Consider the following 25,112-nt stretch of genomic DNA (forward strand, 5'->3'; position numbering starts at 1 on the left):
TCACTCGCCTGACTCGCGCTTTGCGACAACAGAGCTAAAGAACTTGTCCGGCGTTATCACCGAGACGCCGGCGTGCCTGCCCACGATTTCAACGAGCACCACCCATGACGGGTTTTCAAGGTCAACCTTGCGCTTGACCTCCTGCGCGACATAGTCGATTATTTCACGAGAGTGCAAGTCGCTGTGGCGCTTTTCCACCATTATCTTGAACGACGCGCCCTCAGGTATCCTTGCCGCCATCGACCCCACAGCGCCTGAAATGTCCTCAAGCTCGGCAGGCACGACCTTCTCTATCGGAAGCACGCGCATGACGTAGCGGATTTCCCACGGGTCAGAAGCCACAAGCTCTTTTAGTTTTTCAACGACCGTAACAGGATGAATTGACGTTCTGGCAAGTATGATTCCTGCAACCCGGGTTATCTGGACCTCGGCGTCGGGGTCGCCAAACGCGTCAAGGAGGTCGAGAATTTCGTCAGACGCGTCCTCTTCGCGGAACCTCGGACTTGACACTAGAAGGTTAAAGTCATTCATTTTCTCCAAGCACCTTTTCAATTTCGCCGGCGCTTATTGCGCCCTGCCGGATTATCCTGGGAATTCCAGTTACATCAACTATGGTAGACTCTAACCCGATGAGCGCGGCCTTGTCGACAAGGAGGGCGTCATAGCCTTCAATCGCCACTTCCTGCGCGCTCCTAGGCGACGGCCTGCCGGAAGGGTTTGCGCTCGTCCCAACAATGTACTTGCATATCGACAGAAGGTTCAACAGGCACTTGTTTGCAGGGACGCGGACCGCAAGGCTTTGCCTGCCTGCCAGCACCCTGTCAGAGATCTTGGGGTCTGCAAGCGGGGCGACAATCGTAAGTGCGCCGGGCCAGAATTTTTTTGCAAGCGCCCTGCCGGCCTTGCCCAGTTTTACTATTTTCTCTGCGTCCTTCATGCTTGCGGCAAGCACGGGAAGGGGCTTGTCCTCCTGCCTTCCCTTTATCTCAAATATCCTCGCAACAGAAGAATCGCTGTACGGGTCGCACCCTATCCCGTAGACGGTGTCTGTCGGAAAAACAACCACCCCGCCTTCTTTTACAATGGATGCGCACCGGACCACCCCTTCAGGGCAGTCGAGGATCTCTGTCAACTCATTGCAACCTCACGATTGCGGCCACGTCTTTGGCGGCCGCCTTTTTCAGCTCGTCACGCACTGCCTTTGCGACGTGCTCTGGCGCGGTAAGGCTTGAAAAGTCCATCAGTTTTACGCCGTCCAGTATGTGCACCTGCGGCGCAAGGTCCTTGCCGCTGTCCCGGTGCTCGTGCAAGAGCTCGTCCACCCTGTCGGCCACGTCGTCGGGCGCGCCATTGAATATTGCCGCGTTATCGACTGAAAGCCGGACGCGGCCGTACTTGTCAAGGACAAGCACCGGCTGCTTTTTTGATTTCAAGAACAGTTTTTTCTTGCTCATCTCGCAGGCAAAAATGTGGTAGTTCTTCATGTCAAATATGCGCTGGACGCCCTCGTTGACGCCAAACAGCTCGCAGGCAAGCACGTGCGCCTCGCTGTCGCCTATCTCTGGCGCGTTTGCGGTGCCTATGTCAAGCGACACGTTGCCCATCGCAGTCACGCGCAGAAGCGAGCGCTCGCTTATGAACTCTGACTGTATCGTTATCGATTCTGGAAGTGCGCCACGCTCAAGGGCCGTTTTTTTCACCTGCTCGGCAAGCTCGGTAATGTCTTCCGGCTTTGGGTTGCTCACCGTCTTTTCGACCTCTTCGTGTATCATGGCCGCCGCCACGCCTATTGACGAAATGACCTCCGCGTGTTCGGCTATCTTGTGGGACAGCTGCATCTTGCGCGCGACGTACGGGACCAGCACGGACGCGCCGCCCCCGCCCCCAACAAAGACAATCCTCTCGCGCTTTAGCTTGTACTCCTTTACCATGGGCTCGACTATGTCCAGCACTTTTTTTGCAGAAATGTCAAGTATCATGCCTGCCGCCTGCTCCATCGTCGTGCCTATGCGGGATGCAAGGATTGAAAGGGCGGTTTTTGCAGACTCTACATTTGCATAGGCATAGTCGCCCTTTGGAACAAGGCCGAGCGCGTTTGCCGCACACGTGTTTGTTATCGCAAAGCGCTTGCCGCCAGCCTCTATTGCGACATAGTCTATCGGGTCGCCTTCTTTTGGGCTGAATGTAATTATCTGCCCGCCTTCAAGCTCGTCCGGCTGCGCAAAGCAAGAATACGGCAGGCCGGCAATGTGCGCCGAGCGGGGCCCCACGTCGGTTATCTTGCGGCCCGACCAGCGCACGAGCGAGCCTCCTGCGACGCCGGCGACCCTGACATCAAGGGACCGTATGCACGTGGGATGCTGCGTTATCGTGACGTACCGGATCTCCGGCCGGCCGTCCTTTATCACGCAGACGTTGGTGGACGTGCCGCCCACCTCGATAAAGACCCCGTCGATTACCCGCAGGTGCAAGAGCGCGCCGGCGACGCTTGCCGCCGGTCCCGACAGCACGGTGATGATGGGCTTGCTCTGAAAGGTGCGCATGCTGGTGACGCCCCCGTCGCCCTTCATGATGAGCACCGGCGCGGTTATGCCCTCGTTTCGGACCGCAGACTCGACGAATTTTGCAGTGCCGGTCGCCTTGGGCAGTATGCCGGCGTTGATTGCTGCAGTAAGCGTCCTTATCTCAAGGCCGTAGATGCCTGTCAGCTCGTGGCCGGCGGTCGCCGGCACGTCTGACTTTAGCATGACAAACTGCTCGTTTGACGGGTCGTCTACCCCGTACGCCTCGCTCACCACTATTACCTGCGCGCCTTCTGATTTTAGTTCGGAAATGGTTTCTTTGACCTCATCGTCCTGCAGGTATTTTGAAGTGTCAAGGAACCGGTAGCAGGTGTGCAGGTACTTGTTTGGCGCAAGCTCGATGTCGCGGACGTTGGTGCGCTTTATCACGTTTGATTTTTCAAGGCCGACTCCCATGCCGACGATTCCGACCTTGGCGGTGTCGCCTTCCAAGAGCGCGTTTACGGCCTGCGTCGTGCTGTGCGAGATAAGTTCAATTTCCGAGTTTGTGATGGCGTGCCTTTGCATAAGCGTCTTTAATGCCTGGACGATGCCGGTAGAGACGCCTTCTCCTGAAGAGTGAGTCGTAGGCACTGTCACCTTGCCGATGATGCTTCCCTCGACCATGTCAATTGCAACGGCCTTGGTGAACGTGCCCCCTACGTCGATGCCAACCCGGATCCTTCTTGCTGCCGCATGCATAAGATGTTAGGCAAACCTAACCTCGCCTGCTTGTAATTTAAACCCTGTGCGCGCAGGTTCTGTATCGCTGGCGTCGGATCGGTATTGAAAATCTGGCTGTAACAATTCGTCGGATGCTATTACTCTGATTTCAATTGATTAGACCTTTGGCAAAATTCTATTATATACACACGCCAAGACCAAAACAGTAATTCCTAATACACTCCATATAACGACCATTGGCAAACCCGCATTATAAGCAGCCAGCCCATGCGCACATATCGCTTCTTCGGCATTTGCCATGCACTGCTTACCGAGATATTCGTTTCCCATTCCCCATCCTGTCAGTCCTAAAAAAATAATTGGGATAGGGGCTAGAATAGCAAGAACCGACGCCACACGAGGCGAACCTTTAGGGTTAAGGTTAGCATTCTTTTGGTTTCGAAGATGTACCGCCAATAAATAAAGCCCAATAATAATAGGAGCCAATAGGATGACTCCAAGGAAAGAATTTGTAAATACACTGAAATTGCAAAAAGCATCATTCTGCTCGCCTAGGTATTTTCTGTCAATATCACAAAGAACAGTTGCGAAGTAGAATGTTGATAGTAATACAGTTACGCTTCCACCCAAATAAAATACAATAAACCATGCAGACTCGAATGACGTAGGTAATTTCAACGATCTTTGCAACAATCTTATGAACTACATCTTCTGTGATAAACCTTGTAATGTTACATACTAGTAGGAAGTGACAACTTGGAATTAATTTTGCATTTAGTTAGTATTTTGGTTCTGTATAATTATCGTTGGACACCATTTCATCCCATTGTTGAACCAACCGACGCGAACGATACAGTACCTGCGAAGGATTACTGTTATCTAAAATGCGACAGCGAGGATAAATAATCAAAACAACTAGCACCATTCACCAATAATGCCTGCAACAAGCAAGGTCAGTATCGGCTGGCAGATAGTTTTTACCTTCGTACCGATTCTAAACCTTTGGGCATTTTATCGAGTCAGAAAATTAACCAAATTTGTATTGTATGTAATAATACCTGCATTAGCCGCGTTGATTATTATTGGCACACTTTTTGTCTATTTTACTTCGAAACCACTGATTGATAGTTCAATAAATGACGCCAGTGATAAGATAATCAATGGTAGTGCTACATTACCACAAATAAACGTCGAACATGTGCGACCAGAACCTTGGCCCGGTGTATTCCGAATGACTACCCTTGCTGCACAAGTAATAAGCATTGGCCTTCAAGTCTGGTCTATCTACCTTGTAATAATCTGGTCAAGGCAACATAACAATCAATTTGATAAGCCATCCGTGAGATAGGTCATAGAACGATGTGTTATAATGACAAAATCAAACGGTAACGATACAGAACCTTTTTCTATGAAGAATCCGGCCTTTTCGGGCAACTCGTAAAGAATTTCTGGCCGTCAAACGGCAAAGGTAGCTGCTGGATCAAGATGCAGGGTCGGTAAAAAGAATAGGAAAAAGGGATTCTATTATTATGGAAAGCGAAAGCTTTCTGGAATCCCATAGACTGCCAAGACATATTGCTGTCTGGCAACGCCGCCAAGCCGGACAAACGCCTTTTCTACAATCTCGTCCTTTATCTCGACAACAACAAAGACCTGCTCGCCACTTACTAGCCTCTTTTCCACTTCTTTGAGGTTCATTCCCGACGTGTCCACGTGTGCCGTTATGTCCCAGTTGTCTAGCTTTGACGCTATGAACTGGAACGAGTTGTTGTCGCCGCCTCGATGTTTCACTTCTGCGAGGGTCTTCATATACGTGTGCCCTCGATAATTATGGCAACGGCGTATATTAGCTTGCGGCTCTTATCACCCCAAGTTACCAGCTCGTACCTCGAAGTTAACAGGCCGGGGAAATGATCCCAAGAATTACCAGTGTATGAGAAGGGGTTCTGGTAAGTTGTCGGGTGACGGACTAGGGTGTCAAGTGTCGGGTGATGGAAAACAAATCTTTCAATTGTAAAAGTATATACAGAATATTTTTCTATGTCTTGAAAAATAAAGTACTTCTTGCACAAAACGCTTAGGATAGTGCTAGGGATAATTCTCATTGTGATAGCATCTGGCTTCTTCTTGAGCTATTTGTCATCTTTTCTAAATAATCTCCAGAAGGTAAGCTTAGGTAGTATCATTTTGGGCACTATCGACGGGCTGCTTCTTGCATTAACTGCAGCTGGAGTCTATGGCGGATATCGCTTGATCAAGTCAGGAGTTTGAATTACCCTCTATAGCGATCTTGAAATCTAAGGTTTGCTTGCATTTTGAATTACTGTGATCCATTTATTTTCACCCTCCAATCTTTATGCCTGCTATCTCCGCAGGTGTCTTTCCGTTCAACCCTTCATGCTCTCTAAAGTAGTTATGATAGAGCTGATAGCCGGGCAGTGCAACCGTATCCATCTTTTTCAGGCCACGCATGACCTTTCCCTGTCTCTTATTTCGCCGTTCATCCTCTCCATTTTGTTATTGCTATGATCGCCTGCTAGGTGAATGCGGCGCATGTGCTTTGTACGCGGCAGGGTGTGAGTCCAGTACTCCTTTTGGTACGCGTTGTGGAAGTTACCCGCGCCGTCAGAGATTATAGTCGCTGGCTTTGAAAAAAAGAGAAAGAGGCAAAGATCACCCCTTTTGGTATTCCTAGAGCGGGCGACTAGTAGTTCTTGCCTTTGTAGTCATCGCGGTTGTCGTACCTGCTGTAGTCGCTGTCGTGCCTGTCGTCCTTGGAGTCGTGCTTGTCATAGTTGTCGTGGTTGCGGTAGTCATCGTGCTTGCTGTCCTTGTAGTCGTGACCGTTGTCATGGCTGTAGTCATAGTGACCAGAGTAATCGTGGCTGTCGTGGCCGCTGTTGTCATCACAGTTGTCATCGCCGTTGCTGTCATAGCTTGACCAGTGATAGTCGCCGTTGTCATCGTTGCTGCTGCAGTCACAGTTGTTGTCATGGTTGTAGTCGCTGCTATAGTCGTGACCATTGTCATCATTGTTGTCATCGTTGTTGTCGTTGCAATCGCAGCTGTTGTCATCATCTCTGCTGTTCTTGTCATCACCATAGCTTGACCAGTGATAGTCGCTATTGCTATAGTCACAGTTGTTGTCGTCATCATGCCTGTTGTCATCGTGGCCTGAGGTTGCAAATGCGGCCGTCGGCAGTCCTATTGCCGATGATGCAAGTACAAAGCCCATTGCCAAGATTGCAACAGTCAGCACGTTCTTCTTATTTCCTGTTAGACTTGACATTACGACGAGGCAGACCTCCATCACTTTAAGGGCTTGATTAACAAGGGAATGTTATTACCTTACCCAATTTTCTAATCCCTATCGCACTCTATGTAAAACTACAAGAGACACAGGGGTATAACGTGCCTCGTTAGAAGAACTGAGTTAAACCATTGTTTTATCGAACGATGTGGGGTATTGTTGTACTGTGTGGATGCATCTTCACAGAAATGTCGTCGCCGTTGCAAAGGCATTGAGGGGCCTATTCCTGTGAGTTGTGACATCAATACTGGATGGGCCCCTCTTTATTCTCCATCAGCCCGAAAGCATTTTTCCGGTTCTGCATAGTTGCCGCCGGACAGGCCCTGAAAATTAGGCTGTAACGATTTGTCTGATGGCTTGAATAGGAATTCCTTCGGCTGCAAACCGTCAGGTGATAGGTTAAATCATGGTTGAAGCTATATTATCTACTTGCCATTCAGCTTTGTAACATACTGCAAGATTTGCAAGCTGGATAGGCAGTTTGCGCTTTATCAAACCGACATGATGCAAGATGGCCAAATGTTAATGCATGGCACTTGCGTTATTTGCAATAATGAGGCTGTCAAGAATATGGGGGAAGTCATCTCGATTCAAGCAAGGTGCCCCAAATGCAGAAATGAAGTTGGAATAATTACTTTTGATGGCGATCCTACAGAGCCGCTGAAGGGCTGCTCGATATGTGGTTACTCTGAACAGCTTGATGTTATAGAAATGAGGTGTGGCCGTGAGAACATTCGTTAGGAACTTGTCTTTTGCCTGTGAAAATCCATAGCACGCAAAGATACTTTTTGTGTGCACTTCCTCTCACTTTCAGGCAGAGTTCATCTGTGCGCCCGCTGCCCCGTGAGACCAGAAGGCTAACAGGATGGCGGGGCAGCGGGGCATATGACTCTGTCAGATCCCCAAGAGCAGAGGGAACTGGCAAAATGCTATAGAGTTATGATCCATAATAGACTGCAGTTCAGGTCAGGCTTGGATTTTGCAATTGTCGAACAACAATTGCGGTTATTCTTGAGTTAAAAAATCACAGTTTGAAGTGAATGTTTACTACCCGACACTTGACACCTTGTAGAACACAGAAGATGAATGGAATCCTTGCAGGTTCTATGTGGTGTACTAGTCGCCGGGTCTCCGCGTAAGGACAAACTCGCAGTAATCGTCGCCGCAAGCCAAGCATTTTGTCTCAAGACAGTTGTAGCCGGTTGAAAATGTCCCTTCTGCCATCCCTGCAAGCAGACCTGACAAAAAGAAACAGCTTGGGTTGCCAGTCTCGCTTTTGGCCGCCTTTGCAAAGAAACTGTCATGGACTTTGACAGTGGCCTTGCGCGGGGGCGCGTTGTCCTTTAACTTTAACTCAGATACCTCAAACCGGCCCCAGCCGGACATCAGGACATAGTACGTAAAAAAGTCGATGTCGTTTCCCCTGGTCTTGGACTTGGCCTTGCCCTGAAATCCCATGTCAAAACCGTATTCCAGCCCAAGTTCGTACATCACCAAGGGCCCGGCATCTTTTAGCAGGTCCAAAATGGAGGACCTTATCTTGTTCCAGAACCTTTCGTTTACCAGTATCGCCCGGCAGCCAAACGCCGAATCTTCGATGACTTTGGTTTTTTGGGAAAAGTGGTAGAATGGGTTTTCTCCAGAGCCTATACTAGCGGGGTCGGTAGACCCTCCAGACATGCGAAGCTGACGCAATACCATAGTTGCAGCATATTCTAATATAAGAACAGCACTGTGCAAATTCTATTACTTTTTTCTGTTACAAATAACCTAAAATGCTGAAATAATGATATTCATATGGAGTTTTGCACATTTTCATAAATTTCTGAAATTATCACAATGATATTGCCTTAATAACAAGCTGTGCCCATTCTGTAAAGGAGATCAGTATGAAATCTCCTATAGCTTTAACCGAGATAGACCGCAAGATCCTGAAAAGCCTAATTGCCCCAAAAAATGTCAGGGCATCGTCAAAAACAATGTCAGAGCAGCTAGGGATTCCGCAAACGACTTTGCAGCGGCGAAGAAAAAAGCTGGAAGAGTTTACCAGCAACCAGTGCTTTCTGAACCTGAGCAAGTTTGGATGGAGAAAGGTAGAATTTTTCCTTTCAACCAACAGCGGCAAGACAATGGACATTGCCAGGATCCTGCTTCAAAGAGACGAGGTCATGTATGTGAGCAGGAACATTGGCGAGCGCACAATAGACCTCAGAGTCAAGACAATAGTCAGGACAAATGCAGAGATAGCAAGCCTTCTGGAAGAAATCAAAAGCATAGAAGGGGTCAGGGACGCCGTGTGGACAGAAACCGTCCAGGTCATCGGAAAAAAGGACCAGCTCCCAGACTCCATTATTTCGCAACTATAGCATGAGTGGCGCCTAGATAACGCGTGGGCGGTACGTACAAGCCCTCTCTATAGCTACAGCTCTGTCTTGGCCTTGCCCAGTTCTACCTGCGGAGCTATCGGCTTTTGGCTCAGGTAGAACCTGTACTTGTGGTCCACCATCTTGGCAGCAGACACGATGCTTGAATCCAGCGCGTTCTTGGCTACCGACAGGAACATCTCTGTATCTTTTGGCAGGCAGTGGCCGCCAATTCCCTCCCGGGCTTCGAGTATCTTGATGTTCCACTTTGTGTTTACCGCTTTTCTCAGCTCGTCAAAGTCAATGCCGGCAGATTCGCTCACCATCTTCAGCTCTTCCGCAAAGGCGATTTCAAGGAACCTGTACGAGTTTTCCACTATCTTGGTCATCTCGGCGACCTCGATGGCGCTTACTTCATGGAGTGGTATACCAAGCATCTGGCCGTAGAACTTTTTACCCTCTGCCATGCAGCACGGCTCGCATCCGCCAATCACGCGTGTCTGGTTCACGCCGTGCTCCTTCTTTTCAGGACCATAGTACCTGTGGGGAACGTGCACCACGTGCATCTTGTGGTTCAAGAGCGCAAGCACCTTTCTGGAAGTCCCTTTTGGGATGGTGCTGTCGATTCCCACAAGCGCGCCCTGCCTGCCTTCCGTCGCTATCCTGTACGCGACTTCCATTATGCCGTCCTGGTACGGCGTGAACATGTCATTTGGCTGATGGGTCGATATGCATATCAGGTAATAGTCGTAGCCGGCAAAATCTGCGGCTTTTTTGTCGATTATGCCGTCTTTGATGGCGCGCTCGACTGCCTTTTCGCTGATATCAAAGCCGTCCACGCGCAATCCACCAAGCGAGCGCAGGTATTCTGCGTTGCTGTATCCTATTTGACCAAGTCCTATGACGAGTATTTTTTTGTCGTGACCATTGTTGTTGCTCTCATGCATATGTAGCTTCGCGGCTACTAGTCGATTTCCGTATGAAAGACTGATGACCGAATTTTCACATCATGATGCTCCCGTGCAGTCAAGGGTGCCCAGACATGTGACTGTTTTTATCAGATTATTGATAATAAATCCCAACAAGCACCCAAAGAAAAAGCCTGCGGGGTAAAGTTTAACACCACTCTAGAATAGAAATATGAAAAAAATCAGCCTGATCGTCCGCAGAAGGGTCTCGGAGATCCTGTTGATCAGGCCGCCGGCCGTGATGATGGCCGATGACGATGGCGGTGTGGTCCTTTCGGTTAGTTCCCTAGCTGCTGATGTTATCGTCGTTCAGGATCTGGCTGGCTGCCAGGGATGCCTTGAGGAACGCCTTACCCTTGTCCGTCGAAACCCACCTTCGGTCTTCTTCCCTTATGAGCTTCTTTTCGAGAAGGTACTTGTGGTAGAACTGCAGTTGAGCGTAACTGAGGCGGGATTTGTACATTATCGCAGTCCTACTTTCGGGTTCATCAAGGCCGGAAAGGATCTCCGTCAGTATTTCATCTCTGCTGCGGTTTTTCATGTACATATTTCTAACCAGAATATGAATAGGCCGGTTCTAAGTGATATGGTCACTTTTGTAGCCAAGAATTGGCGAAAAAAACGCCGGCAATACAGATAATGACTGCAGATACCATTTTTGTAGCATAATAGTGGACGCGGCTTTTGTAATCAGCGTGCAGTAAAAAGAGCTGCAAGCTGCGGGGTGTTTTTAGCTCCAGGGAGGCGATTATTGAACTGCATGCAGGTGGTGCGGAGCTTTCCGGTGATACATACGTGCGTATCATGGCCCAGGCTGGACAATCACGTTTGTTGTTTTCCAGTACGTGTTTCCTGCATTATCCGTTACCCTCACTATTACCTGGTGGGACCCGCTGGTTGTGAACGTCACGTTGTACGACCACGATGACCAGTCGCCGGGCGTGTCTGGAACAGCCTGGCCGTATCCAGAGACGTCCGTCCTTACTTCCACCTTCTGCACACCTCTGGCAAAGTCAGTGGCTGTGCCGGTCACGTGAAGCGGACTTGAAACCACTGCCCCTTCAGACGGGTTTGTGGTGATCTTGTCTTTCGTGAACGAGACTGTAAACGTCACCACCTTCCACTTTTTGTTCCCCACATTGTCAGTGGCCTTGGCCAAGATGGTTTTTTCTCCAGGAGTGTCGAACTTGATGCCGTCGTAGCTCCAGTTCGACCAGTTGTCCGGCCCTGCAGGCGTGGCCATGCGGTATCCAGTCAAGCCCCACGCGGCAGTCCACCTTACTTCGACGCTGGCGATATTGCTTGCGTCAGAGGCGGTGCCCTCGACCCTGACCGGCACCCCAAACGAAGAGCCGTTGAGGAGTTGTCCGTTGGCAGGTGCGGTGATCTTTAGCTCCGGGACTGTTACGTCACCAGCAAAAGAGCTGTGATGTACTGGAGTAGTAGCTTGGATGATTTCAAAAGGCTCTGTGCAGGAAGCAGCAGTGTTTCCGTCAAGGGCCGCAGTGACGCTATAAGTTCCAGGTGCAAGGCCAGACAGATCGATGGCAGGAGCCGCTGTCCCGTCGGGCTTTGTCACAGAGGAAAATGAATGGCTACCCGGCGACACTTGCCACACGATTGTCCTGCCAGATACAGGCTGCAGGCTAGAGTCGAGAAGGATGGCTGACCAGCCCGATTGCGAATCTTGCGAAATGCTTGCAGGCACCGAGCAATCAAGGACAAGAGAATCAGGATTGGCTGTTGCTGTTTCCGGCTCGACGCTGACACCATCAGGCAGGGGCGGGCCTGTGACAACATTATCAACAAGAGTCATACCATCGCTGATTGCGACTTCTTTTTTCGTTCCGGTTTCTGTTGTTTCAGCAATTGGCATAGTAGTTGTTGTGGCGGTGTTTTCAAGCATGGCAGCGGCATTCTGTACGTCATTATTGCTGGCAGAACCTTCTTGTGACTCGCCTGAAGATGTTTCGCTACTGGCCGGCGCAGAGTTTGATGCTTTATTATCCTTCAGTAGAGGACCGCCGTATGCAATTAGTGCAAGCACGACACCAGCAGCCACTATAACCGAGCATAGCGCAGCTTTGTCACCATTTGCAAGTGCCATAGGCATATTGTCTTTGGATTCTTGTGATAAGCGTTGGAGCTAAAACCGCAAAATTGATTGAAGTTCTAGGTCAAGTCGTGACCATATGCAGGGTAAAAACCTCGCAAAATGCGAGCCCTTTTTACACATGACTGCCAGAACGACGCAAAAAGTAATTAAGCATGAATAAAATTGTGCGATAATAATAAAGAGAAAATGAGGGACAGGTATATGAGCGAGCAGTGCGTGTGTGCACGCATACACACTTTTTGTCGATCAGTCGGCTTCAATAACGCGTTCGGCAAAGTCGGTGTTTTTACCCATCGGCTCTATCAACTCTATCCAGAACACGTTTCCAACGCCGTTTATCGACTTCATTTTTTCCACCATGTTGAGAAGCTCTGCGTTATTGCGAAAGATTATTTCCACCATCAGGTCCGCCGAGTTCTCGCCCAGAATGCGATTGACCGACTTGACGCCATCGGACAGAGACAGTATCTCCTTCCCCACAGCAGCAGTCATCCCGTTCCTTGTGGATATGAAAAGCGTGGCAGTCCTCCAGCCGAACCTTTCCACCTTGAGCGTGTACGACATCTCCAGGAGGTTGGCCTCCAGCCGCTTGCGCCTCCTCTGCACTGTACTGAGAGGAATGTCAAGCTCTTTTGAAAGTGTGAGTGACGACACGCCGCCAGTGGACGAAAGCAGCGCTTTTAGGATCTTCTTATCGACCGTGGAGAGGATGGGCGGGCTACTGGGACCGCCACTGTGGACCTTGGGATATCTCTGCTCTGTAGCAGCTGTCTTGATGTTTTCCAGCAAGCGTGCCAGAGTGTTTGTAGGCACAGAGCTGAATACGTTATCTGTGACACCCATTTCCCGGAACTCGGCAAGAATCTCATCTCTCGAAGTAGCCTTTTTGAATGGCGAAGTCTCGTGTTTTATCATGTCAGCGACATCCTCTTGGCGACCCTCCAGCATGCCCTGATCCACGAAAGGATTTTTTAGGATAGCCGACGAGTCGTTTTCACGCTTCATGTCTACCAGTAGCCGGCTGTAGATAAAAGTCAGACTTCCTTTTCAGGTTGCTTGGGTGAGTAAAATAGCCACTATCTTTAATTTAGATAGAGAAAAAAAACCATTTTGTATTTATTATTATGGTTATCCGCCAAGCGACACATTAAATAAAATTAGCAGGTAGATGGAATTACCCATGATGACACTACTTTTTGGCACTTATTGTCAAAATACCATAATATAGTGATTAACAAAAGCTTGTTCCGGAAAACACAAGCTTGCTAATGACCCGGAAAACCGGCATATAAGATACAAGACAAGGCGGAGAGAATAATTTAACCATTATCCGGCTTTGAATCGAGTCGAATTAGCCATAAACGTGAGGCCAGATGGGCTACAGGGGAATATACTTTCTATAGAAATACCTTCCGTAACATGATACTAGCCAATAGGTGTCAACACGATGTACGGACGCAAACACGCAGCAGCACAATTGCAGGAGAGCTTGAGCAGAATTGATAGTCCAGCACGAAGCCCAGATCGAGCCAAGTTCAAGATTTGAGATACTTGAAAACCTGGAAAAACTTGGCGTGAACCCTGAAATGCTTGACCAGCTGTCAATCCCGGCGCTGAACCACCTGCTAAAGACCCTTCAAAAAGCCGCAAGTTCCAGCTCTGTCCAGAGCAGGCCAGGAAGGCGCAAGTCGCATGAACTTTCTCGAGTCGTTTCCCCTGCGGACAAGAAGATCCTAAAAGCGCTGCTTTCGTCCACTGGCGGCGTGTCGTCACTCACACTTTCAAAAGAGCTTGACATTCCTCTCAGTACAGTGCAGAGGAGGCGCAAGCGGCTGGAGGCCAACCTCCTGGAGATGTCGTACACGCTCAAGGTGGAAAGGTTCGGCTGGAGGACTGCCACGCTTTTCATATCCACAAGGAACGGGATGACTGCTGCTGTGGGGAAGGAGATACTGTCCTGGAAGGACAGCGTTTCTTGCGTCAGTCGCACGATGGGCGAGAATTCTATCGACCTCAAAGCAGACATTGTGTTCAAAGACAACGAAGAACTCGTTGAAACGATAGGGCGCATAAAGGCGATAGAAGGCGTCGAAAAAGTGTCATGGACTGAGCAGATTAGAGCAGTGGGCCACAACAACAATTTGATATCGTACATCCTAGACAAGATATGATGAAAGAGAATAGCGCGTGTCAAAGACGCGCCTTTCTCTTCTACCAAAAAATAATATTTCATACAGCACAACAACAAACAAAAAGACGCTCGCCGGCGCACATACGCGTGCTGTGTTTTGGTCCAGGAAAACTGCAGGCAGATGACTTTACTGGAATCTTTTTCCGAAAAATCTTTCCTTAATGACCATAGTGTTGTTATAATTATTATCAAGAATTTCATGGCGTATTATGACACATGCGTGCAGAGACATGTGCAGCGCGCTCTATGTTAGAAAGGAGAAGGAGAGAGGGCGCTACGAAACAGGATGCAAATATTGCATGATTTGCGCCATTTGGGTGAGGATTGATGGAAACTTTTGCCCATGTTGCAAGACCCAATTGCGAACAAGACCTCGCACGCGCAAAGGAAAAGAGCGCCTGAAGCAGATCAGATCCTGCCAAGACCCACCATTATTGCCGCTGCCGCAACGGCAGCCAGGCAACCTTGGCAATGATAATAACAACAATGCGTTATTTTTCTGCCAAAGATAGCAGTGCAAGGCACACGTTTGCAGCGGCTGTCGTCATCTAGAAAAATCCCCACTGGCAGAGAAATTCAAAGCCAGTACGAGGCAAGATGATGCCGTCGTCACCTGTTCAAGGGATGGAGGAGAAAAGATAACGGCATGGGCGGTGTGGAACGGGGGAGGGAGTAACACCGCCTATGCCTTTCTTGCGGCTAGAAGCAATGTCATACAAGTAGTATAAATCCTACCAAGTAATTTGGTTACCTGAAATTATGTCATTTCTATTTCACAGAAAACAATTCAGGAATGCCATTATCCTTGACCAGTAAAGAAAGAGCACATTCATTTTTTCTGCAAACAATGATTCTCATTGCCAAAAACGCTCGTGCAAAATAAGCAACCTGCTTTAATAGCTACAAACCATAGATGCTCGCGTGCGCGCATCTAACGAGATAAAGTGTCCAATATGCAACAGCAAAATGGGTGAACTTAACCCGGATAAAGCACCCCTTTCCAGTACGCTGGTATACACTATAAACAAAGACAGGCGGTTTGCCAGGACCGTTGTCTACATGTGTGCGTCCTGCCGGAACATACAGTCATTCCTTCTGGAAATACCAAGACCAGAATAGTGTAGAAGATACTACACAGACAATACCGCACAGCAGGGAACTTTTACAGCCAGAAGGAGTGTATGCATATTTTTTGCCACATATTTTGTTGCCACGCCTTTTTAATCTGGACTGCAGGCCCTGCATAAAAAAACCATCTAGTAGATGTTTAGATGCGGCAAGAACCATGTTATTTGCAAGAATGGAACCTTTGCTTATCAATCCGACAGCCCGCCTCCGTACATACATTGGTCCAGAAAAACTTGCAAAAAGCAGTCATTGCAGGAGGGACGGCGGCGTTGGCAGTTGCGATTGTAGCCTTCGCACTGGTGTTCTTTGCGCAAGGGGCCAAACCAAGCGTCCCGGCATCTGAAGAAGTTGATGATAATAATGATAATTATAACAACGGTAGCGCCAGTGATAACACAAGTACTACTACTACCACCGTTGTCGGCAAAACGGCATCAGCCACCAGCCTAGAGTGCCACAACGACTCGCAGGCAGGAACGACAACAATAGTTATTTCCGCCAAGCTTGCTGACAAGTCCAGTGGCCATGGCGTCCCGGGCAAGCAGGTGATATTTACAATCTTGCCGGGAAACCCCGTTGCAGTGTTGTCAACTGACAGCCTAGGACAGGCCAGCGTATCGCTGAACGCATCGGAATTTAGCGAAGAAAGGTCTGCAGTATTCATATTTTTTGATGGCGACGAGGAGTACGAGTTTTCATCGTGCAGACTGGACATCGTAACACCCCACGCTTCGCCCGGCGAACCTGCCGCTGGAGCAAACAGCTAATATAATAATGCACTCAGGCTGTTGTCGCTACTGCCGATTGCAAGATAACGTGCGTGCGCGTTCCCTGCAGTTGTAGTCCGGATATAGATTTCCAGCCTAGATGAATCATCAATCCTTATCAAAAAAGACAAACGCAGAAGGGATACATCATCTCAAGGCGCCAAAGTTGGCGCGTACATCCATCAACTTGCATAGCCATGACGGATTAATGCTGGCTAATTGTCCCGGTTGAAATCATTGCATTCATAGTACATTTGCCGAGTCATACCACAAATATGTGCTCCATACTAGGATACAAGGGAAGCAAGGACGCCGCTTCGTTGCTGGTAAATGGCCTCAAACTCATGGAATATCGCGGATATGACAGCGTGGGAATAGCGACCCTCCACGACGACAAGATAGACATTGCAAAAGGCGTCGGCAGGGTCATAGAGGTCAGCAAGAACCTTTTCATGGAAAACATGCAGGGCACGACAGGCGTGGGGCACACCAGGTGGGCCACCCATGGCGGGGTGACTGACATCAATGCCCACCCGCACACATCCTGCGATGGCAAAGTAGCGGTGGTGCATAATGGCATAATAGAGAACTACAAAGAACTAAAGGAGGAGCTGATTGCTGCCGGCCATGTTTTCAAGAGCCAGACAGACAGCGAAGTCATTGCGCATTTGTTTGAAGGCGCAAAGGGCGATACCCGGCAGGCCATGCTTTCCGTTTGCAGCAGGCTGCGCGGATCTTATGCTTTTGTTGCAGTATTCAAGGATGGGACGATAGCAGGGGCAAGGTGGGAGGAGCCGCTGATAGTAGGCATTGCAGATTCTGAATATTTCCTCTCAAGCGACGTCCTTGGGTTTATCAAGTTTACAGACAGGGCAATGTTTCTTGAAAACGGCGACATTGTAGTAATCGACGGCAAGAGCCTCCAGCTTTATGATGTAGACGGCAAGCCGGTAAGCAGGGCAGTGTCACCAATCGCGTGGGAGCTTGGAGCGGCCGACAAGGGAATATACGCGCACCATACTCTCAAAGAGATTAACGAGCAAGGCAGGACCATTACAGGCGCGCTGGCGGCAAACCAGCAAAAGCTGGGCGAGTTTGCGCACATGATTTCTAGCGCCAAGCACGTGTACCTGACTGGAAGCGGCACAAGCAGCCATGCCGCAATGGTTGGCAAGCAGCTGTTTTCCAAGTACGCAAAAATAAAGTCAGACGTGATAATTTCAAGCGAGTTCCAGTATGCGCTTGATATGATTGACTCTGGCTCTGTCCTGATTGCCATTTCGCAGAGCGGCGAATCTGCAGACGTCCTCCAGTCAGTCAAGAACGCAAGGCAGAGAGGCGCAAAAATCCTTTCAATAGTCAACGTGTCCACGTCGTCGCTTGCCCGCGCAAGCGACATGTTCCTGGACATCGGCTGCGGGCCGGAGATCGGAGTAGCTGCGACAAAGAGCTTTACGGCGCAACTGGCGGTGCTTTATTCCATCGCAGGCCAGCTATCACAATCATCAGAGAACAAGGAAATCTTTCTTCATAGCAATAAGGACATCGCTTCTGCAGTAGACAAGGCCCTTGCACTGTATCCTGCAGTCGCGCACGTGGCCGAAGTCCTCAGTACAGTCAACGACATTTACCTGCTTGGAAGGTTCCTCCATTACCCTATTGCGCTTGAAGGCGCGCTGAAACTCAAGGAACTTGCGTACGTACATGCGGAGGGAATCGCCGCAGGGGAGCTCAAGCACGGCCCGCTTGCGCTCATGGACAAGGGAACCCTTGTGGTCCTGATAAACCCGACCGACAATACGTTTATGGACACGCTTTCAAACGCGCACGAAATGAAGGCAAGGGGAGCCACCATTGTTGGGGTTTCTGACCAGAACAACGAGCTGTATGACTATTGGATCCAGCTGCCCAAGGTACAAGACGTATTCTATCCCCTCGTAGAGGCGATCCCACTGCAGATACTTGCCTACTGCATGGCCGTCGGGAAAAAGGTCGACCCGGACTATCCAAGAAACCTGGCAAAGTCAGTGACGGTCAAGTAATAAAGGCATACACATTTCTGTGTGCGCGCGTGTTATTTTATCGCGCACAGCAGATCTTGTCTTTTTTGAACATTTCACACGCGCAGAAGCGCCGCTGCTAATTCAGCAAATGCTGCTGTAGCAGCATATAATTAACTGCAGAAGAGGCGAGAGATTTTTTCATTCAGTTTACTAACGCAAGGTAATGATCATTGTGATCCGTCTTCCAGGATATCTTGCAATCTCGCTTGTCAAGAGGACATGAATACAGCTCGTTGCAGTACACGCACCTGTGCGCGTGGTCGCCTCCGCGCGTCATGTCGTTGGAATGGCCTCTATTTGCTCTTCAATGTCGGAAAGTGCCTTTCGTATATAGTCGGCAGTGATAAGCGACGGTATCTTCAGCTGCATCGATGGAGGAAGCATGGCATTTGCCCTGATCAGGATCGAGACCTGCCTGTCGATGTCGTTGTCGTTGCGACATTCGGAAACAAGGCGCCTTACAGAATCCACGACCTCTTGCATGAGGTATGTGGTAGCCGCAAGCGCTCTTTATCATTATGACCGGTTTGCGTTGATAAAATGAGGGATAATGCCAAGGGAGGCGTCAGGGTGAAAGAGGCAGACAACTAAAGGGTGCAATATAGAGAAAAGTTTCTGGTATTGTCTATGTCGTTGACGTGTTTATTGATATATCTTGCCCGTGTCTGACGATCGGACTTGTGCTGTTACTACTATCACTACAACAACAAACGATAAATCACAAGAAAGTGTGGGGAAAGGGCCGCCTGCAGGTTGCTATTATTATAGAGTTGGAATCGGTATGCAAAAAATCCGCATGAAACAGTCTTTGTTATTGCGATTAACAATTTTTGCTCTTTTTGCTGCAACTCTGGTAATACTACCCCCCATCGCGACAGGCGCTGGCAAAGCAGTCATTTCTGCAAGTGCGGCAGAAGAACAAGTCGCTCACCCATCATCATCATCACCATCCTGCGTGGCTTTGCCGATAGCAAAGGCAGAGGCATCAGGAAACGAGATTGGAAACGTGCCAAGCAATGTTGCTGACGGCCAGCCTGTTACGAAATGGTCATTTTTTGGGAAAGGCGCGTGGGTATCGGTTGACCTTGGAACGCTTGCAGACATCTGCCATGTCGACGTGGAATGGTACAGGGGTAACACTAGGCAGAGCACGTTTACCATATCGTATTCTTCTGATGCTGCAACGTATACCCAGCTTTATTCGGGCAAGAGCTCTGGAAACACGTCTGGCTTTGAGAGGTACGACTTTGCAAACGTCGACGCCAGATATGTCAGGATCACGGTAAACGGGAACACCCAAGACGATTGGTCGGCCATTGCAGAGATCAAGGTGTACGGCGACGTTTCTGCAGTGCCAGACAATACCAAGCCTTTCATAATGGTGGACCAGCCTGCAAACAACAGCAAAGTAATAGCGTCGTCATCAGCAGCATCTTCTGATGCCGCCACGGTCAGCATCAGGGGCAAGGCGGAAGATTTTGGAAGTGGAGTGAAAATAGTCGAAGTCAGGACAGACGGCACGGCATACGTGCCTGCAACGCCTGCTGCCTCAGGCGACTGGTCAGCATGGACCCATTCGCTCAAGCTTTCCTCAGGGGCGCACAACATAGTGGTGCGCGCGACTGACAACGCTGGAAACCAGCAGTGGCACGTCTCGGTCGTAAGGGTTTTCCAAGAGCCCAGTTCTACGGTACTGGCCGCAAGTCCTCTGAAACCAAAGGACAGGTTTGGCATCACACAGCTGTACCCGTCTGCTGCCGGCGGGCTTGAATGGTCTTCAAAGTGGGACAATGGAAATGCCCGGCAGTTTGGCAATGTCGTTGACCCGGACGACAGCTGGTTTGAGACGACACACGGCATAGGGAACTACACCGTCGACGGCAACGGCACCCTGACGGCGGCCGGCAACTTTACACGGATGTACGTGCACGACCCTGCCAATGTCAGGGAATGGTCAGAGAACCTGGAGATAACAATATACATCAACAGGATAAACGAAACGCAGCTTATCGACTATTCCGGCCTGCAGATATTTGCCCGTACAAACCACGGCACGAACGGCAACGAAAACAGGAATTTCTGCGACGACAGGGGGTACGGCGTCCTGGTACTTACTGACGGCAGGTGGAAGCTTGAAAAAGAGACAGCCCACCACCTGTCAAACGGCTATGTGGACCTGCCGGGCCAAAAGCCCTGGAGCGAGCTTCCAAAGAACACCTGGGTGGGCATCAAGTTTGTGCTCCGCAACATGGACAACGACACCAAGGTAAAGCTGGAACTGTACCGCGACATGACTGGAGGATTGAACGGCGGCAGGTGGGAAAAGATGTACGAGTTTATAGACAACGGCACGAACTTTGGGGCAGGATACGGAGCTTGCAAGCCCGGCGTAAACCCTGCACTGCCACTCGTGCACTCGTTCATAGATCCAACCAGCGAGACAAGAAAGCCGATGCTTTCTGTCTATGCAAGAAACGAGTACGGGACGATGGAGTACGCCAACTTTACCATAAGGGAAATCAACCCGCTTCCCTGACTGCTTGCGCTTTTTTTCTGTCATAGTGTGCACGCACTCTTTTGCTGCCTACGGCTGCTGTGTGTGTACATGCACACGATGATGAAGATTTTTTCGGATCATGGTTTTGTAGAGAATAAGAAAAAAGGATCGGCTAGCCAGTGCGGGCGTAGAGAAAAAAATCTCAGCCCGCGGAGACAGAGTACCTGTTGTCCCGCATGGTGTTGCCGGTGCTGTCAGCGTCGATTCTGAATCTTTCAAGCACATTGTCTGCCACGACGTTGTTTGCGACGGTGTTGCGCGACGACCCTTCAAGGATTCCGACGCCGTACTTGTTGCCGACTATGATGTTGTTTTCAACAGAGTTGTTGTAGCTTTCTTTCTGGATGAACACTCCGTACTTTTCATTGAAGCGCACGACGTTGTCCTTTACTATGCTAGAGTTGGTGAGCCAGTGGAGCCCTATGCCCTCGACGTTGTACTCGACTATGTTGTTAGTGATTGTGACGTTGTTGCACCACAGCGAGCAGATGATCCCTTGGTTGCCGTTGTCGTGCACATTGTTAGAGTCGACTACAAAGTTGACTGACCGGGTGTGCGGGTCAAGCCCGTAGCGGGTCTGCCCGTAGATCTCGTTGTTCAGTATCCTAAAGTCGCTTGAATCCTCCGAATAGAACCCGTAATAGTTGAAGGCAATGGTAGAGTTGGCAACTACAAAGTCTTTGGCGTTGTAGTATTCAAGTGCGGCGTGGGCGTACCTGGTGTCTTTGAGTCCGCCAAGAGAGTATCCAAGGTGCGTTATGGTAGAGTTCAGGACATCCATGTGCCCTCCCCTTACCACGATGTACGGGCGCGGGATGTACGGGTCTATCTCGGGGCGTGCACGGACAGGGTCCCACGAAGTCACGGTCGAGTTTGCAATCGCCGCGTTTCCGCGGATCTCAAGGTAGGTTGGATTAGGGTTGCGCTCAGACGAAGAGAGCAGTAGCACCCGGACCCCGTTTATCTCAAGGGTTGTGTTGTTTCCCATTATGATGGGCCTTGTGACAAGGTAGGCAGATTCTTGCTCGTTGTAGCGTACCGCGGAAGGATACTGCTTGGACAGCAGGTCCATGGTCCATTTCCCTTCGTTTACCCGCGTTGCGGAATTGTTGCCGTCGGAGATGAGCACGAGGGGCGGAACCTGCGAATCGGAAGGCTGCTGCGGACTTGCAGCCGCGGCAGGCTGGTCAGAGAACACGATCCCTTTTCCGTCCTGCTTTAGCACGTCTTCAAGCACAATCTTGTGCGCCATTATTTTTGGAGAGAACGCAATGACTGATGAGTCAGCGTGACGCAGTGCCACCCGGATGAACTCCATCGCGTCGCGGTCCCTGCCAGTCTGGCCAAGGATTTCGTTTTCGACTAGCGGCACGCCCCTGTATACGGACGGGAGGTATCCCGCCGCCTTGTAGCCGCTCAGGTCATCCCATGTCTTGATAACGTACCCCTGGTCCTGGATTCTCTTGGCCACAAAGTCGTGTTCTTTTAGGAACCTGTCTTCTATGAAGAACACCGCCTTGCTGACGTTGTAGTTCTGGAGCAAGTCAAGCAGTGGCAGCAGGTTCTCCTGATTTCCGTACTGCACGTAAAAAGTCAGAGTCACCGTGCTTGGCATACTTGGGTCGTACAGTATCCTTGGGCCCACGTTTGGCAGAGGAGGAGCAGGTCCAAGGCCGAGCTGTGTCGCAATGGGCGTGATGTTGTTTTTCAGAAAGTCATTGTTGTTGTACGCCTTTTTGGCCGAATAGCCCAAGTAGTCAATGAACTCGGCGTTTCTGTTGCTTGATACGGGCAGGTACATGTTCCATATCACGATGCCAAAGGTGCTCGCAAGGAGCGCACACAGCAGGACGGAGGTGTATTTCATTTTTTCTTGCCACCACTCACCTTGTCAGCCACGACTTGTTCCTCACTGTGAGGAAAGAATAGTATTCCAGCGAGCTGAGGAAAAAGCCCATCACCGACCACGTAAGCCGGTAAGCCCACTTGCCGCCCGTATCTGGGTTTCGCAACTTGAACTCTGCTGCAAACAAGAGCCCAATGAATAGCAGGCCGGCGACGTACACAACTGCCGACCAGTACTCGCCCTGAAGCGGAAGAAGGATGAGCGAGCGGATAGCTACCACTGGCGAAAGGAACGACCATATCATCTGCAGGTAATATACGGCTGCGGCAAACGGGTTTCTGTCCTTGTAATAGTATGGCGCGGTAAAGAAGAACACGCGCAGCCAGCTTTTCTTCCAGCGTATCTGCTGCCACATGAATTTCTTGAACCTGTGCGGGACCTCTGTGTAGACGATTGCGCTTTCAGAGTACATGGCCTTCCACACCTTTTGCTCCTTGTCAAGGTAGTGCTTGTTGCCGCCAATGACATAGCTTGTCAGGTGGCGGTCGTCGCCCAGCGTGAAATCGGCTCCCAAAAAGACGTCGTTTGCCCACTTGTCAAGCGCAGGCATGATGGCCTCCTTCCTGTAAGCTGACAGGATTCCGGGGCAGCAGGTCACGGTGCCAAAGGCGCTTTCCATCGCCTTCATTATGGAAAACTGGCCGTCGTACCAGGTGTCCTGCATTTTTGTCAGCGTGTTCTGTTCCGCGTTCACCGCGCGGCCGTGGCCGGAGACGGCGCCCACATCAGGGTCGTCAAAGACCTTTACCATCCGCTCTATGGCGGTCTTTTCAATTATGCAGTCAGAGTCGATGAGCAGTATGATGTCGCCCTTGGCCGGCCCTGACACTATTCCCTCCCGGACGGCCTTTCTCTTGCCGACGTTTTGGGCAAGGTGTATGACAGATATCCTGTCAGGGAACTCTTTTCGCAGGAGGTCCATCGCGTGGCCGGTGTCGTCTGTCGAGCCGTCGTTTACCATTATTACCTCGATGTTCTGGTACGTAGATGCAAGGCACGACTTGGCGGCCTCGATTATCATGACAGGATCGTTCTTGGCAGGTATTATCACGCTTACAAGAGGCTCTTGTGCGCTAAAGGGAGCGCCGGCGCCGCCATCACCGTTGACATTCTTGCCATCTTCTTCTTTCTTTCCCTTCTTTTTGCCGTAAACAGGATCCCTGTACATCGTGTAAGAAACAATGAATGAGCTAAAGACCAGAAACGTAGTAAGAAAGCTGTATATGCCGAGAATCGGGTCCAGATAGAAAAACAGCATGTATAGCTTTGTGGCGATAAGCGCGCCTGCCCCCGCTATGATAAGCGACCTTACAGCTTTCTTTCGGGGCGTAAGCTTTTGCGGTGTGTAATTTTCTCTTGTGACTAGCTCCACTTATGCAGTCCCCCCGTAATGCGAGCGCAAATGGGAAAACCGGCGTGCAGGCATTGGTCTACGAACAAGTATTCTCGACAAGTGTGAAATGCTCCCTTGTACGTGGCTAAAAGAAACAGCGTCTTGGGCGAAATCCTAGGTGATGCGAATTGTCAGGCCGGCGGTATCTATGGAGAAAATAACTCACATTATCGCATGTAAACGGCGAAAGAGACAGACTCTATAAGAGTGCAAGTGAGTATGTATGCATGCTTTGGTTCAGGGTGATTCAACAGGTCCTTTCATGCTTCTATGGCCGTTATGATTCTCTGCACAGAGAAATCGTTTGCTATTTCTTTAACAATAGTGCATGCAAAAACAGCAGTACTAGTCCGTTCATCATTTTTTGCCCGCCATATATATACATAGAAGCAAGATAAATAACTCCAGGCAGGCTCTGATATAGCGTCTACCATCATGACGACTACATCATCAACAACAGCAGCAGAACAGACCCTCAAGTCGCTTGGCATAACGCTTCCAACCCCGCCTGCGCCCGCCGGCTCGTACGTGCCAGTCGTAGTTAGCGGCAACTTGGCATTTGTGGCAGGCCAGATCCCAGTAGAGGCAGGGCAGGTGAAATTCAAAGGCAAGGTCGGCAGGGACGTTTCGATAGAGGCAGGGCAGCAGGCTGCACGACTTTGCACTATAAATGCGGTTGCGCAGCTAAAGGCCGCGCTTGGCTCACTTGGGCGCATAAAGCGCATAGTAAAAGTGACAGGGTTTGTCAACTGCGAGCCGTCTTTTGCGGACCAGCCCAAGGTCATAAACGGCGCATCTGATCTCCTTGTACAAATCTTTGGAGAAAGCGGCAAGCACGCCCGCGCCGCAGTTGGCGTCAGCAGCCTGCCCCTCGAAAGCGCGGTGGAAGTAGAGTTCATCGTCGAGATAAAGTAAAACACAACATATAGCAGGAAAAAGAAGAGAAAAAGGAGACTTTCTGGTCTACTAGTCTTTATCGATTGCCAGAGTAAGAATTCCTCTGTGACCGGAGACTCTTTCATGCTCGAAAAGCTCAAAATCATGCGAAAACATCTTTTTACACTTGTCGCAGGCATAGCAGTGCTGCATTGGGCTCATATCATCA

22 protein-coding genes are annotated in these 25,112 nt (G+C 49.9%); 7 read left to right on the forward strand and 15 right to left on the reverse strand.

Annotated elements, in window-relative coordinates; translation table 11 throughout:
- The 4 genes from NTE_RS10695 to NTE_RS10710 all read right to left on the reverse strand — a co-directional run bounded on the left by NTE_RS10695 (position 1) and on the right by NTE_RS10710 (position 3,875).
- Entirely contained in the window at positions 1–531 is a 531-nt protein-coding gene (locus NTE_RS10695) for a THUMP domain-containing protein (RefSeq protein WP_148701007.1), read from the reverse strand.
- Positions 524–1,132, reverse strand: coding sequence for an L-threonylcarbamoyladenylate synthase (locus NTE_RS10700; protein ID WP_148701008.1), 609 nt, complete (start codon positions 1,130–1,132; stop codon positions 524–526). The genes NTE_RS10695 and NTE_RS10700 overlap by 8 nt, the downstream gene beginning before the upstream one ends.
- 1 nt (position 1,133) lies before the next feature.
- A complete protein-coding gene (locus tag NTE_RS10705; RefSeq protein WP_148701009.1) occupies positions 1,134–3,263 on the reverse strand; it encodes a hydantoinase/oxoprolinase family protein in 2,130 nt (709 codons plus the stop codon).
- A 138-nt stretch (positions 3,264–3,401) separates the two neighbouring features.
- Positions 3,402–3,875 carry a hypothetical protein gene (locus tag NTE_RS10710; RefSeq protein ID WP_148701010.1) on the reverse strand — a complete coding sequence of 158 codons (474 nt, stop codon included), beginning with the start codon at positions 3,873–3,875 and terminating at the stop codon, positions 3,402–3,404.
- A gap of 304 nt (positions 3,876–4,179) precedes the next feature.
- On the opposite strand from NTE_RS10710, the gene NTE_RS17160 reads away from it, so the two are divergent.
- Entirely contained in the window at positions 4,180–4,593 is a 414-nt protein-coding gene (locus NTE_RS17160; RefSeq protein WP_226986963.1) for a hypothetical protein, read from the forward strand.
- Positions 4,594–4,772: 179 nt separating this feature from the next.
- On the opposite strand, the gene NTE_RS10715 is transcribed toward NTE_RS17160, so the two are convergent.
- From NTE_RS10715 to NTE_RS10725, 3 genes are all read right to left on the reverse strand, one after another.
- Entirely contained in the window at positions 4,773–5,054 is a 282-nt protein-coding gene (locus tag NTE_RS10715) for a hypothetical protein (protein WP_148701011.1), read from the reverse strand.
- A gap of 895 nt (positions 5,055–5,949) precedes the next feature.
- Positions 5,950–6,534, reverse strand: a complete 585-nt coding sequence (locus NTE_RS16650) for a hypothetical protein (RefSeq protein ID WP_158385441.1) — start codon at positions 6,532–6,534, stop codon at positions 5,950–5,952.
- Positions 6,535–7,671: 1,137 nt separating this feature from the next.
- Complete coding sequence (locus NTE_RS10725) at positions 7,672–8,235, reverse strand: V4R domain-containing protein (protein ID WP_158385444.1); 564 nt, start codon at positions 8,233–8,235, stop codon at positions 7,672–7,674.
- Between the two features lie 209 nt (positions 8,236–8,444).
- Here NTE_RS10725 and NTE_RS10730 point away from each other — a divergent pair, with 209 nt between their 5' ends.
- Positions 8,445–8,921 carry an Lrp/AsnC family transcriptional regulator gene (locus tag NTE_RS10730; RefSeq protein ID WP_148701013.1) on the forward strand — a complete coding sequence of 159 codons (477 nt, stop codon included), beginning with the start codon at positions 8,445–8,447 and terminating at the stop codon, positions 8,919–8,921.
- Between the two features lie 53 nt (positions 8,922–8,974).
- Here NTE_RS10730 and NTE_RS10735 read toward each other — a convergent pair whose 3' ends face one another.
- From NTE_RS10735 to NTE_RS10750, 4 genes are all read right to left on the reverse strand, one after another.
- Positions 8,975–9,865, reverse strand: a complete 891-nt coding sequence (locus tag NTE_RS10735; protein ID WP_148701014.1) for a nucleotide sugar dehydrogenase — start codon at positions 9,863–9,865, stop codon at positions 8,975–8,977.
- Positions 9,866–10,172: 307 nt separating this feature from the next.
- On the reverse strand, positions 10,173–10,433 hold the full coding sequence (locus tag NTE_RS10740; protein ID WP_148701015.1) for an Sso10a family chromatin protein: 261 nt from the start codon (positions 10,431–10,433) through the stop codon (positions 10,173–10,175).
- A gap of 255 nt (positions 10,434–10,688) precedes the next feature.
- Positions 10,689–11,993 carry an Ig-like domain-containing protein gene (locus NTE_RS10745; RefSeq protein WP_148701016.1) on the reverse strand — a complete coding sequence of 435 codons (1,305 nt, stop codon included), beginning with the start codon at positions 11,991–11,993 and terminating at the stop codon, positions 10,689–10,691.
- Positions 11,994–12,248: 255 nt separating this feature from the next.
- Complete coding sequence (locus NTE_RS10750) at positions 12,249–13,007, reverse strand: Lrp/AsnC family transcriptional regulator (protein WP_148701017.1); 759 nt, start codon at positions 13,005–13,007, stop codon at positions 12,249–12,251.
- A gap of 494 nt (positions 13,008–13,501) precedes the next feature.
- On the opposite strand from NTE_RS10750, the gene NTE_RS10755 reads away from it, so the two are divergent.
- Positions 13,502–14,173, forward strand: a complete 672-nt coding sequence (locus NTE_RS10755; protein ID WP_148701018.1) for an Lrp/AsnC family transcriptional regulator — start codon at positions 13,502–13,504, stop codon at positions 14,171–14,173.
- Positions 14,174–15,279: 1,106 nt separating this feature from the next.
- Here NTE_RS10755 and NTE_RS10765 read toward each other — a convergent pair.
- The gene (locus NTE_RS10765; RefSeq protein ID WP_148701020.1) at positions 15,280–15,513 is read right to left on the reverse strand and encodes a hypothetical protein; all 234 of its coding nucleotides are present in this window, start codon (positions 15,511–15,513) and stop codon (positions 15,280–15,282) included.
- A gap of 26 nt (positions 15,514–15,539) precedes the next feature.
- Between NTE_RS10765 and NTE_RS10770 the strand changes: the two genes are divergently transcribed.
- Both NTE_RS10770 and glmS read left to right on the forward strand, forming a co-directional pair.
- Positions 15,540–16,088 carry a hypothetical protein gene (locus tag NTE_RS10770; protein ID WP_148701021.1) on the forward strand — a complete coding sequence of 183 codons (549 nt, stop codon included), beginning with the start codon at positions 15,540–15,542 and terminating at the stop codon, positions 16,086–16,088.
- 275 nt (positions 16,089–16,363) lie between these two features.
- Positions 16,364–18,130 (forward strand): glutamine--fructose-6-phosphate transaminase (isomerizing), encoded by a 1,767-nt coding sequence (gene glmS, locus NTE_RS10775; RefSeq protein WP_148701022.1) that lies wholly within the window; start codon positions 16,364–16,366, stop codon positions 18,128–18,130.
- 294 nt (positions 18,131–18,424) lie between these two features.
- Here glmS and NTE_RS10780 read toward each other — a convergent pair whose 3' ends face one another.
- Complete coding sequence (locus NTE_RS10780; RefSeq protein ID WP_148701023.1) at positions 18,425–18,634, reverse strand: hypothetical protein; 210 nt, start codon at positions 18,632–18,634, stop codon at positions 18,425–18,427.
- A gap of 331 nt (positions 18,635–18,965) precedes the next feature.
- On the opposite strand from NTE_RS10780, the gene NTE_RS10785 reads away from it, so the two are divergent.
- Complete coding sequence (locus tag NTE_RS10785; RefSeq protein WP_158385447.1) at positions 18,966–20,687, forward strand: discoidin domain-containing protein; 1,722 nt, start codon at positions 18,966–18,968, stop codon at positions 20,685–20,687.
- A 163-nt stretch (positions 20,688–20,850) separates the two neighbouring features.
- Here NTE_RS10785 and NTE_RS10790 read toward each other — a convergent pair whose 3' ends face one another.
- Together NTE_RS10790 and NTE_RS10795 are read right to left on the reverse strand one after the other, a co-directional pair.
- Positions 20,851–22,575: a right-handed parallel beta-helix repeat-containing protein gene (locus NTE_RS10790; protein WP_148701025.1), complete on the reverse strand. Its 1,725-nt coding sequence runs from the start codon at positions 22,573–22,575 to the stop codon at positions 20,851–20,853.
- 16 nt (positions 22,576–22,591) lie between these two features.
- Positions 22,592–23,986, reverse strand: coding sequence for a glycosyltransferase family 2 protein (locus tag NTE_RS10795; RefSeq protein ID WP_148701026.1), 1,395 nt, complete (start codon positions 23,984–23,986; stop codon positions 22,592–22,594).
- A gap of 456 nt (positions 23,987–24,442) precedes the next feature.
- On the opposite strand from NTE_RS10795, the gene NTE_RS10800 reads away from it, so the two are divergent.
- A complete protein-coding gene (locus NTE_RS10800; RefSeq protein WP_148701027.1) occupies positions 24,443–24,922 on the forward strand; it encodes a RidA family protein in 480 nt (159 codons plus the stop codon).
- Positions 24,923–25,112 lie beyond the last annotated feature (190 nt).

The organism is Candidatus Nitrososphaera evergladensis SR1 (assembly GCF_000730285.1).
Classification (GTDB): domain Archaea; phylum Thermoproteota; class Nitrososphaeria; order Nitrososphaerales; family Nitrososphaeraceae; genus Nitrososphaera; species Nitrososphaera evergladensis.